The sequence below is a fragment of the Gemella sp. GL1 genome (genome assembly GCF_013415365.1).
GTDB lineage: Bacteria > Bacillota > Bacilli > Staphylococcales > Gemellaceae > Gemelliphila.
The window spans coordinates 63,490-75,282 of the sequence record NZ_JACBYB010000009.1; the positions used below are offsets into that span (position 1 = coordinate 63,490).

General features: G+C 31.0%; 8 protein-coding genes. All 8 read right to left on the minus strand.

The window, feature by feature from the left end:
• Nucleotides 1–5: 5 nt before the first annotated feature.
• The 8 genes from HZY82_RS01400 to glgA all read right to left on the minus strand — a co-directional run bounded on the left by HZY82_RS01400 (nucleotide 6) and on the right by glgA (nucleotide 11,790).
• The gene (locus tag HZY82_RS01400; protein ID WP_135156464.1) at nucleotides 6–1,211 is read right to left on the minus strand and encodes an AI-2E family transporter; all 1,206 of its coding nucleotides are present in this window, start codon (nucleotides 1,209–1,211) and stop codon (nucleotides 6–8) included.
• A 261-nt stretch (nucleotides 1,212–1,472) separates the two neighbouring features.
• Nucleotides 1,473–2,822: a glucose-6-phosphate isomerase gene (locus tag HZY82_RS01405; protein ID WP_245174673.1), complete on the minus strand. Its 1,350-nt coding sequence runs from the start codon at nucleotides 2,820–2,822 to the stop codon at nucleotides 1,473–1,475.
• Nucleotides 2,823–2,905: 83 nt separating this feature from the next.
• Nucleotides 2,906–3,865 (minus strand): gluconeogenesis factor YvcK family protein, encoded by a 960-nt coding sequence (locus HZY82_RS01410; protein WP_135156462.1) that lies wholly within the window; start codon nucleotides 3,863–3,865, stop codon nucleotides 2,906–2,908.
• Entirely contained in the window at nucleotides 3,866–4,726 is an 861-nt protein-coding gene (gene rapZ / locus HZY82_RS01415; RefSeq protein ID WP_135156461.1) for an RNase adapter RapZ, read from the minus strand.
• Between the two features lie 212 nt (nucleotides 4,727–4,938).
• Nucleotides 4,939–7,545 (minus strand): DNA polymerase I, encoded by a 2,607-nt coding sequence (gene polA, locus HZY82_RS01420; RefSeq protein WP_179938465.1) that lies wholly within the window; start codon nucleotides 7,543–7,545, stop codon nucleotides 4,939–4,941.
• Between the two features lie 336 nt (nucleotides 7,546–7,881).
• On the minus strand, nucleotides 7,882–9,087 hold the full coding sequence (gene gltS / locus HZY82_RS01425) for a sodium/glutamate symporter (protein ID WP_179938467.1): 1,206 nt from the start codon (nucleotides 9,085–9,087) through the stop codon (nucleotides 7,882–7,884).
• A gap of 172 nt (nucleotides 9,088–9,259) precedes the next feature.
• The gene (locus HZY82_RS01430) at nucleotides 9,260–10,105 is read right to left on the minus strand and encodes a YitT family protein (protein ID WP_179938469.1); all 846 of its coding nucleotides are present in this window, start codon (nucleotides 10,103–10,105) and stop codon (nucleotides 9,260–9,262) included.
• Nucleotides 10,106–10,365: 260 nt separating this feature from the next.
• Nucleotides 10,366–11,790 carry a glycogen synthase GlgA gene (gene glgA / locus HZY82_RS01435; protein ID WP_179938471.1) on the minus strand — a complete coding sequence of 475 codons (1,425 nt, stop codon included), beginning with the start codon at nucleotides 11,788–11,790 and terminating at the stop codon, nucleotides 10,366–10,368.
• Between the last annotated feature and the right edge of the window lie 3 nt (nucleotides 11,791–11,793).

Genomic DNA, 11,793 nt, shown 5'->3' on the forward strand with positions numbered 1-11,793 from the left:
AAATTCTAATCTTCTTTATTTTCCTTTACTAAATCTTCATCATTATATTCTAGATGGAAAATTCTACTGTATCTACCCCTTAGAGCTATTATAAATTTAGTTACTAATATTTTAATAATAGCATAAGCTGGAATTCCAACTATCGCCCCTACAATTCCGAATGTTGAAGTTGCTATTAAAATAATAAAAATTACTGTCAGTGGATGAATTTTCAAACTGTGTCCCATAATATTAGGAGAAATAAAGTTCCCTTCTAAGAACTGAACCACTGCCCAAACTACAGCTATTTTAATAAGCATGACCCATGATGTAGCTAAAGCAACTATAACCGCCGGTAAGATTGCTAATGCCGGACCCAAGTAGGGAATTATTGATAAAACTGCAGCTAATGTTGCTAATGACATGGCATAATCTAGTCCAATTATTGTATATCCTATAAATAATAGGACCCCTATACATAAGGATACCAGCATCTGACCAGAAATATATGAACCCACTTTGTCATCAATTTCAGAGATAATTCCATCAACTTCTTCCTTATAGTATTTTGGTAAATGATCTATAACATACTTTCTAAATTTAGTAGAATCTTTTAACAAATAAAAGAGTACAAAAGGAGCCGTTACAATAATAGTAGCCATAGATGATACCACACCTGTCGCATTAGATACAAATTTTGAAAATATATCAAAAGCTGTTGATGATAGTTGACTTACATTAAGACTTGTATTTATATAGTCTACCATATAGTGAACTATTGCATTATCAGAATTTGCCTCTGCATAAGTTCTTATCGTTTCCACATATCTAGGAACTGAGATAATTAAACTCTGAGTCTGTTCCACCATTACAGGTATAACCCCTACAAAAATCGAAGTAATAACTACTAAACCAAAAATAATGGATAAAATTGCAGATATACCAGCTGAAACCTTGAATTTTCCATTCAATATTTTATGAACTGGTCTTAATACATAGAAAAGTATATATGCAATTAAAACAGGAGTTACTAGAATATTAAAGATTATACTAACAGGTTCTAATATTCCAGATATTTGATTATATAGCCATATAGTCGTAAATAATAAGATTAAAATCGCTAGGACATAAATACTTAATTTTCCGCCTAAAAATCTTATTACCTTACTCTCTTTGGTATCTTCAATTTCTAAATTTAGCTTTTCTCTTATTAAATCTTCTTTCTTATACATTAATATATCCTCCTAAAAGATAATATTTATATTACCATATTTTTTATTAATTTAAAAAAATTAAGGATAAACTCTAATTTACTTGTTTACATATTTTTTATAAAATACAATGAGTCTATTATTTTAATAAAAATTTTAAAACATCTATTTAAATCTTATCACTTTAACCTTATATCAAAGCATGAATTTAATTTATAATATTTTATTTTAAGAAAAAAACTTACTAGAAACTTCTAATTCCTAGTAAGTTTTTTAGATTTATTATAATCTATCTTCTAATTCTTTTTTCAAATCTTCAAATCCTGGTTTTCCTAATAAAGCAAACATATTTTTCTTGTATGCTTCAACTCCCGGTTGATCAAATGGGTTTAATCCTTGTAAGTAACCAGAAATCGCTACAGCTTTTTCAAAGAAGTAAACTAAATATCCAAATGTAAATTCCGACATATCTGGTAATTCTAGTACGAAGTTAGGTACCCCACCATCTGTATGTGCTAGCAATGTTCCCTCAAATGCTTTTGTATTAACGAAATCCATTGTTTGCCCCGCAAGATAGTTTAGCCCGTCTAAATCTGTTTCTTCCGCCTTTAAAGTAATATCACTATTAGGTGATTTCACTTTAAGAACTGTTTCTAATAAAATACGACGTCCTTCTTGAATATATTGCCCCATTGAGTGTAAATCTGTTGAGAAACATACGCTTGATGGATATAATGCTTTTCCATCTTTACCTTCTGATTCTCCGTATAATTGTTTCCACCACTCATTGAAATATACCATTGATGGCTCGTAAGTAACTAATAATTCAATTAACTTACCTTTTTGTTGTAAAATATTTCTCATTACTGCATATTGGTAAGCAATGTTAGTAGATAAATCATCACTTGATAATTGATCTTGAGCAAGTTTTGCACCCTCCATCATTTTATCAATATTAACACCTGATACTGCAATTGGTAATAATCCAACTGCCGTAAGAACTGTGAAACGTCCTCCTACATCATCAGGTACTACAAAAGTTTCATAGCCTTCACTATCTGCTAGAGTCTTTAAAGCTCCACGTGCTCTATCTGTCGTTGCATAAATTCTTGATTTGGCTGCTTCTTTTCCATATTTTTCTTCTAGTAATTCTTTGAATACACGGAAAGCGATAGCCGGCTCTGTTGTTGTTCCCGATTTAGAAATTACGTTAACTGAGAAATCTTTACCTGTTGTTTTTAAAAAGTTTACTAATTCTTGTGTATATGTTGAAGAAATAGTGTGTCCTGCAAAGAATACTTGAGGAGTTTTTCTATCTTTGTCATAGAAGTTATAAAATGAATCATTAAGCATTTCAATAGCAGCCCTTGCACCTAAGTAAGAACCCCCTATACCAATAACTACTAATACTTCAGAATCATTTTGAATTTTTTCAGCTGCTTTTTTTATGCGAGCGAACTCTTTTTTATCGTAGCTTGTTGGCAAGTCTAGCCATCCTAGAAAATCATTTCCTGCTCCTGTTTTTTCATGTAATTGTTTATGGGCAACCTTTACATATTCTGCCATGTTTTTTACTTCTTGTTCATTAAAGAAGTTTGAGGCTTTTGAGTAATCAAATTTTAAATGCATGATTATTCTCCTTCCATTTTTATATTGTTATGTATATAATTTTACGGTATTTATTTAATAATGTAAATACTAAAATTTTAATTTTTCTACCCTTTTGTTTTCAATATATAATTGAATATTAATTCTGCTATTTTATGAGTATTGTGCCTAATTAGATAATTTTTTTCAATTATAACATCGTCATGAGCAATAATTTCTATGCCTAATTTCTTTATTTCATTTTCATCTAAAGCTACGACATTCTGGTTCTTAGCTTGATAATTAACCAAAGTTTGCGGAGAAATCTCTCTATCATTAGCAATTACCATATCAAAAATATTACTATTAAGATGTTTATTGATAGCCTTTATGTGATCTGATACTGCAAAACCATCTGTTTCACCTGGTTGGGTCATTATATTAGAAACGTATATTTTTTTAGCAGAAGATTCTGCGATTTTTTCCCCTATTTTGTCTATTACTAGATTAGGGATTATTGATGTATATAAGGAACCTGGTCCCATTATTATATAATCCGCTTCTTCAATAGCTTCAAAAACATAATTAGTTGTTTTTACATCCTGAGGCGTTATGTAAACTCTATCTATCTTACCACCGAATTTGCTAATGGCAGATTCTCCTTTTACAAGTGTTCCATCTTTCATTATAGCATTGAGATGGGCTATATCATTTGTCGTAGGTAATACTGTTCCCTTAACATTAAGTATCTTACTCATATACTTAATAGCTGTTGAAAAATCTCCATGTATATCAGCCATAGCTGCAATCATAAGATTTCCTACTGGGTGACCCGAAATTTGACCACTATCAAAGCGATATTGAAACATTTTCTCTAATTCTGGCTCTACATCTGACAAGGCTGCAATTACATTACGTAGATCTCCTGGTGAAGGAATATTCATATCACTTCTTATTTTTCCAGAAGATCCTCCATCATCAGCAACTGTAACTAGGGCAGTTAGTTCAAGTGGATAATTTTTTAATCCTCGAAGAAGAACAGAAAGGCCTGTCCCTCCCCCTATACATACTACTTTAACTAGACTCATTTATTTCACCTTATTTATATCCCTATGACTAATATAAGTTTTATAGCCTGCCGCTTCAATATCTGCAAAAAGTCTTCTTGCTATAGATACAGAACGATGTCTACCACCCGTACATCCAATCGCAATTGCCACCTTATCTCGACCTTCATACTTATACTTGTCCACTAGGAATAAGATTAAATTTTTTAGTTTTCCATAAAAATCTTTTGTTAAATCTTCCGACATTACAAAATTGTAGACTTCATCATCAAGCCCAGTTTTTTCTCTAAGTTCCTCTATATAGAATGGATTATTTAAAAATCTAACATCAATTACATTATCAGCATCTATAGGCATACCGTACTTATATCCAAAAGAAGAGATACTTACATGATATCTATCTTCTTTTTTAATTAAAAAATCAGCTGATAATTTAGCAACAAAATCTTTTGCTTTATAATCACTCGTATCATAAACATAATTTGCAAAAACTTTAAAAGGAGCCATTATTTCACGTTCTGATTTTATCCCCTCTAATAGACTTGTTGTTGCTGATAGAGGATGATTTTTTCTCGTTTCCTTAAATCTATTTACTAAAACCTCATCACAGCAGTCAATATAAATTATCTTAACTAAGAAATCATCATCTTTTAATATATCTTGAAGAAGTGAGTTCAATTCTAAATTAAAATTCTTACTCCTAATATCAATAATAACTGCAGCTTTCTCTATACCTTTTTCTTTTAATAGTTTCAAAAAAGAAGCCACTAATAGAGATGGAATATTATCTATACAAAAATATCCAAAATCTTCAAACACATCTAAAGCTGTATTCTTACCGGCACCACTTATACCTGTTATTATTACCAATTCTTTTTTCATAATCATTATCCTCTGAAATTTGGAATTTGTTTATATTAATTATATCATTTCTTTCCCTTAATTGTCGAACACTGGGCAGATTACAAATACCTTTAAAGTATAAAATTTTTCTATATTTATTGACATTTCTTCCTAATATCTACTCTTAATAATCCAAACATTGAAAATATATAATAAAAAGACAATCTTTTGATTGTCTTTTCAAACTATTTTTATTTTGCTTCATACCAATTATCACCATATGATGAATCAGCAACTAATTTCACTTTTAGTTCTGCAGCACTCTCCATTAATTCTCTTACCACTTTTTCTAATTTCTCTCTGTCATCTTTATGTACATCAAATATAAGTTCATCGTGAACTTGTAATAGTAGTTTAGCTCTTATATTAGATTTTTCCAAATATTCATAAACCCTAATCATTGCTATTTTAATAATGTCTGCTGCCGTTCCTTGAATCGGAGAATTCATAGCAATACGGCTATTTAAGCTTACTATCATCTTGTTTTTAGAATTTATATCAGGAAGTCTTCTACGTCTTGAAAATAATGTTTCTACATATTCATGCTCTTTTGCAAAATCCACTATACTATCCATATAGTTTTTCACTCCGTAAAAGGTTTCTAAATATTTTTCAATAAATTCTTTGGCACGTTTACGAGTAATACCTAGATTAGTCGCCAATCCAAAATCAGAAATACCATAAACAATACCAAAATTTACAGCCTTTGCTTCACGACGCATCGAGTCAGTAACATCTGATAAAGGAACTCCATTTACCTGTGAGGCTGTTCTGGTATGAATATCTTGATCTTTATTGAATGCTTCAATCATTACTGGATCGTCTGCTATATGAGCTAATACCCTAAGTTCAATTTGTGAATAATCTATTGATAGGATTTTGTGGTCTTTTGATGAAGGAATAAAAGCATATCTTATCTTCTTACCTTCCTCCATTCTTACTGGTATATTTTGTAAGTTAGGATTTATTGATGACAACCTCCCTGTTTGTGCAAGCGTTTGTTCATAACGCGTGTGAATTTTTCCTTGACTACTTATATCCTTCACTAATCCTTTAGCATAAGTTGAATTCAATTTAGTTATAAGTCTATAATCCATAATTAATGGAATTATTGGGTGCTTATCTTGCAGAATTTCTAAAATTTCTGCAGCAGTTGAATAACCTGTCTTCGTTTTCTTAATAACTGGTAGTCCCATATCTTCAAATAAAACTGTTCCTAATTGCTTAGGAGAAGCAATATTGAACTCTTTTTCTGCATAATCATAAATTTCTTGTTCTAAAATTTTTGTCCTATCATCCAAATCATTAGAAATTTCTTCTAATACTAAATTACTTACATTTATTCCTGTAAATTCCATGTCAGCAAGAACTCTAGCCGTTGGTAGTTCTATCTCCTCATAAAGGCTTAACATATTTTGTTCTTCAAGTGAAGTATATAATACATCTCTCAATTGAAAAACAATTTTTACCACTTGGGCAAGATAAATATTTAAAACATCTTTATCGGGTACTTTTCTCTTAGCACCTTTTCCATATATCTCTTCTTCATTAGCTAAATTTTCCCCCAGATGATACATTGCCATCTTATCTAATTTATCTGCTACTGTTACATCTGCTAAATAATTAGCTATTCTTGGATCAAAGACTTTGGTATTAATATCTATACCACGTAATTTTGCCCTGTATAGTATTTTTTTGTAATCATAAATTATCTTTTCTTTATCACTTGTTAGATATTCTAACATATCTTTATGAGCAAAAAAATCATCTTCTGAAAAAATATAAGACTTATTATCTTCAAAAACTGCAACTGCCAAAACATCAGACTTATGGTAATCATCTGTATAAGCTTCTAAATGAATGGCTGCCTTGTCTAATTTTAACTCCGTAGATTTATCTGCTAATATTACCTCTACTGCAACTTGCTCTTTGTCCTTAGTTTCGGCTTGTAACTTTTTAAGAAATGAAGAAAATTCTAGTTTTTCATATAGGGCTATTTTCTTATCTATATCTTCTTTAAAAGTCAGTTCTCCCAAAGATTTCTCTACAGGTACCTGTCTGTAAATAGTTGCCAATTTTTTAGATAGTAAAGCATCCTCACGGCCATTTGTTAATCTTTCTTTCAATTTGGCACCAGATATATTGTCTATATTATTAAGAACTTCCTCAAGACTAGAGTATTCCTTAAGAAGTTTAAGAGCGGTCTTCTCTCCAATTCCAGCAATTCCTGGGATGTTATCTGATTTATCTCCCATAAGTCCTTTCATATCAATAATTTGAAGTGGTTTAATTCCATATTTTTCATCAATAAATGTAGGAGTATAGTAATCAATATCCGTAACCCCTCGTTTTGTATAGTATACTGTAACTTTATCACTTGCTAATTGTGTTAAATCCTTATCTCCAGATACTACAATAACTTCATATCCATTCTCCTCTGCCAAAAGAGAATAAGTACCAATAATATCGTCGGCTTCATACTCATCACTATCTTCATAAATTACTCCATAAGAATCCAGGAGTTCCCTAACATAAGAAAATTGTTCCACTAATTCACTCGGTGTTTTGTCACGCGTTCCCTTGTATCCTTCATAAGCTTGATGTCTAAAAGTAGCCTTCCCTCTATCGAAAGCAACTAAAACTTGGTCAGGTTTCACATCTTCCAGTAATTTATCTAACATTAGTGAAAAACCATAAACCGCATTTGTATATAATCCTTTTTTGTTTTTCAGAGCAGGCATTGCATAAAAAGCTCTATATATTAGTGAATTTCCATCCAATAAAAGTATTTTTTTCATTATTTTTATCCTTTAATTTAATAATACTATTATAACATAAAGTCTTTTAAAAAACTTAATTAACTAATACAGTAACAAATTCAATTGTAAACCTTTTATAATACACCCTACAATAAATAACAAACTTTCTTAGGAATAATATCATCAGGTGTAACTTTATTGTTTAAAAATCTTTTGTTCAATCTATACTTGCTATATTATCAACAATAACATTCTAAATTATAATAAAACTATTTGTAGTTTCAGATAACTTAGCTATAGCTCTATCCTGCTTATTTTCTATATTTTACAAAAAATTGCCAATTAAAAAAAATGAGTTGATCAACTCATTTTTTGTTATGATAACCAAGATAAGAAACTTGAAATTATCGTGATATTGAAAAAGTCAATAAATAGCGCTCCTACAATCGGCAATACGAAAAAAGCAACCCTTGAGTAGGTATATTTTTCACAAACAGATTTCATATTTGCCATCCCGTTCGGAGTAGCTCCCATACCGAATCCCATGTGCCCTGCTGACATTACTACTGCGTCATAGTTAGAACCCATAATTCTGAAAGTTACGAAATAGATATATAACCAAGCCACTACAGTTTGAGCAAGTAGTAAGATTACTAATGAACCTGCAACTCCTGCAAGTTCCCAAACTTTAAGAGTAATCATTGCCATTCCTAGGAATAAATTTAATGACACATCTTCAATAATTCTAATTTCCTCATAATGAAGTGAAAATCTATTTGTATTATCAGCAATATTTCTGACAATCGCAGCTACAAGCATCGGTCCAATGTAAGCTGGGAATTTTAAAAATTGATTAATAAAATCCGATAAATAAGTACCAACAAACATAGCAAATAAAATTATAAAGAATGCTTTAGTAAAGTTTTCACCATCTAGTGTTTTAACTTCTTTTCCAAATAACAACTCATCATTTTCATCTGTAGTATTTTTTGAATCTTCAGTTTCAACTTTTATATTTTTTCTCTTAATTAAGGATTTAGCTAAAGGTCCCCCCAATGAAGAACCAGCAATCAAACCAAATGTCGCTGCTGCTATAGCAATTGTTGAAGCACCTTGAATTCCTAATGCTTCTACTTGTGGTGCTACTGCAGCCGAAGTTCCATGCCCCCCTGTCATTGGTGTAGAACCTGTCATTAAAGCTAATAATGGATCAAGTCCTAATAAAGTACCTAATCCAACTGCTGTAAAGTTTTGAGCAACCACTAGCCCTATAGCCGCAATTAAGAAAAGAACAACCTTCCTTCCCCCAACTTTTAGTAATTTCCAAGATGCATTAAATCCTATACTTGTAAAGAACATTGTCATAAAGAATGTTTGTAATGTGCTATCAAAATTAAAACTTACTAATCCTGCTGTTCGTAAAAGTAAATGGATAAGGGCAAATAAGAATCCCCCTATTACCGGAGAGGGTATGTGATAAGTTTCAAAGAATTTTACATTTTTTTTCAATAAGCTACCTACAACAAGTGCAAGTACTGCTAAACCTATGGTCTGAACCATATTCATCTTTATTTCTAACATAATAAATACTTCCTTTCATACAGAATTCACTAGTTAATCTAACAAGTTTGACTAGTTGATTATAATTTTACTATATTCTATTAAAATTATATAATATGCGTTAGAAAATATAACATCGGTGTATTGAAACTACCTATAAAAATAAGAGAAGATATAATATCTTCTCTTATTTTTAATGTATATCTCTTTTCTTGAAGTTAGCACCAGCTACTTCTGAAATATTCCCTATGGATAAGAAAGCATTCGGATCTATACTTGTCACTATTTCTTTTAACGTCGTTTCCTCAATACGTGTAATTACACAGAATATAACTTTAGTGTCATCTCCACTATAACCACCTTCTGCCTTCAGTAAAGTAACTCCTCTCCCTAACTGCGTCTGTATGTACTCAGTTATTTGTCTATATTCTTTAGAAATAATCATAATAGATTTAGATTCATTAATACCCTCAATAACAATATCCATAACCTTAGCTGCTATAAAATATGATATCATTGCATAAAGAGCTGCTTCCCACGTGAAAACAAAACCAGAAATAATAAATATTACCACACTAATCATAAGAACCATTTCTCCCACAGAAATAGGTAATTTCTTTGTGGCATATATAGAGAACATATCCGTTCCATCTAGAGTTCCACCTGCTCTAATTACTAATCCTGCTCCTAACCCTAAAGTAATACCACCAAAAATACATGCCAAGAAAGGATCCACTATCAATGGCGGATAGGGATGGAAAATATTTGTAAAAATAGACATGGTAATAATACCAAAAATAGACGCTAATGCAAATGATGTCCCTATCTGTTTGTATCCTAGATAAACAAAGGGCATATTTAACACTACTAAAAATATACCTAAAGGCAGATGTAGATAATGCTGTGCTATCATAGAAATCCCTACAACTCCACCATCTAGAATCTTATTAGGTACTAAAAAAAACTCTAGTCCTGCTGCATATATTATAGATCCAATTACTATAAGTATATATTTCTGTATATTTGCTAATTTCCTCAATTAATATCTCCTAGTTTTAATTTTTCTTTCTACTTAATATAGTAGCACATTTTAAAATAAATTAAAAATTATATGTTCATTATAAAAATCAGCACCTGAAGATGCTGATTTTTATAATGTAAGTCAATACTTGTACAATCCTTTGTTGGCAGTCATACACCCAGCTTATGATCGTCACTAAATCAAAACACTTATATTCCACTATCTTAATATCGGAGATATTTCAAAGTGAAAAAATTATATGGTCATTTATCAATATACTATATCAGTGAATTAAATATCTCCATATATTTTTTAGCTGATTTTTTCCAAGACACATCATATGTGATAGCATTGGACATAAGTTGTTTCCAATCACCTTTATGTTTATAGAAAAGATCAACCGCTCTTTCAACTGCACCTAACATATCGTGTGCATTGTAAGATTGAAAAGTAAATCCACGACCTTTTTTTGTCTTTGGATTATAGGCCTCTACTGTATCTTTTAATCCTCCTACAGAATGAACCACAGGAATTGTAGCATACCTCATAGATATTAACTGCGACAAACCACAAGGTTCTGTCTTAGATGGCATTAGTAACATGTCGCAAGATGAATATACTTTAGATGATACTTCATTAGAAAACATAATTAAAGCTCTTGCCCTATCGGGTCTACGAGCTTCTATTGCTCTCAGAGCATCTTCATAAGCACTTGCTCCAGTACCTAAAACTACTAATTGAGCACCTGTATTTAAAATTTCATCTGCTACATGAAGAACTAAATCAATTCCTTTTTGATGAGTTAACCTTGTAACCATACCAATCATAGGAATATTTTCATTAACTTCTAGTCCCAATTCTTTCTGGAAGGCTAGTTTATTATCCTTCTTAAAGTTCAATGTCTTTACATCAAAATTTTTGACGATTAATGGATCTATTTTAGAGTTGAATTTTTCAACATCTATACCATTTACAATACCATATAACTTACCTTTTTCAATATTTAAAATTGAATCTAGACCATAAGAATAAGTTGGTGTTAGAATTTCATGTGCGTAAGTTTCACTTACCGTATTAACTCTATCTGCTAATTGAATAGCACCTTTCAACAAATTAAGCGTTCCTTTATAGATTAAGGCATCATAATACTTATTCTCTAGTCCGAATAATGAACCTAAGGTTAGTGGATCAAACTGACCTTGGAATTCAATATTATGAATTGATAATAAAGTTTTTGTATTAGCAAAGTACTGACTTCCGCACGATTTGAAATAATCTAAATAAACAATTGATAAGGCTGCATGCCAATCGTTGGCATTGATTACATCAGGCCTATAGTCTACATGCGGTAAAATTTCCAAAGCAGCTTTAGAGAAGAAAGCAAATCTTTCTGCATCGTCATATTCACCATAGGTCGCATCTCTTCCAAAATAATATTCATTATCAATAAAATAAAATTTTATTCCATCGACTTCGGCTTCAAAAATTCCGCAGTAAGTGTGTCTCCAACCTAAATTAACAAATATATATTTCACATATCTCAAAGAATATTTCTCTCTATCAATTGACTTATATAGTGGTAATACCACCCTTGCCTCTGCTCCCTCTTCTTTTAAGGCTTTAGGCAATGATCCTATAACATCACCTAAGCCTCCTACCTTAATAAAAGGGGCCGCTTCTGCTGCTATAAAATATAATTTCATAAC

Coding starts and splice junctions, on each gene's coding strand:
- HZY82_RS01400 (WP_135156464.1), bottom strand. CDS start 1,211: ATGTATAAGAAAGAAGATTTAATAAGAGAAAAGCTAAATTTAGAAATT.
- HZY82_RS01410 (WP_135156462.1), bottom strand. CDS start 3,865: ATGAGTCTAGTTAAAGTAGTATGTATAGGGGGAGGGACAGGCCTTTCT.
- rapZ (WP_135156461.1), bottom strand. CDS start 4,726: ATGAAAAAAGAATTGGTAATAATAACAGGTATAAGTGGTGCCGGTAAG.
- polA (WP_179938465.1), bottom strand. CDS start 7,545: ATGAAAAAAATACTTTTATTGGATGGAAATTCACTAATATATAGAGCT.
- gltS (WP_179938467.1), bottom strand. CDS start 9,087: ATGTTAGAAATAAAGATGAATATGGTTCAGACCATAGGTTTAGCAGTA.
- glgA (WP_179938471.1), bottom strand. CDS start 11,790: ATGAAATTATATTTTATAGCAGCAGAAGCGGCCCCTTTTATTAAGGTA.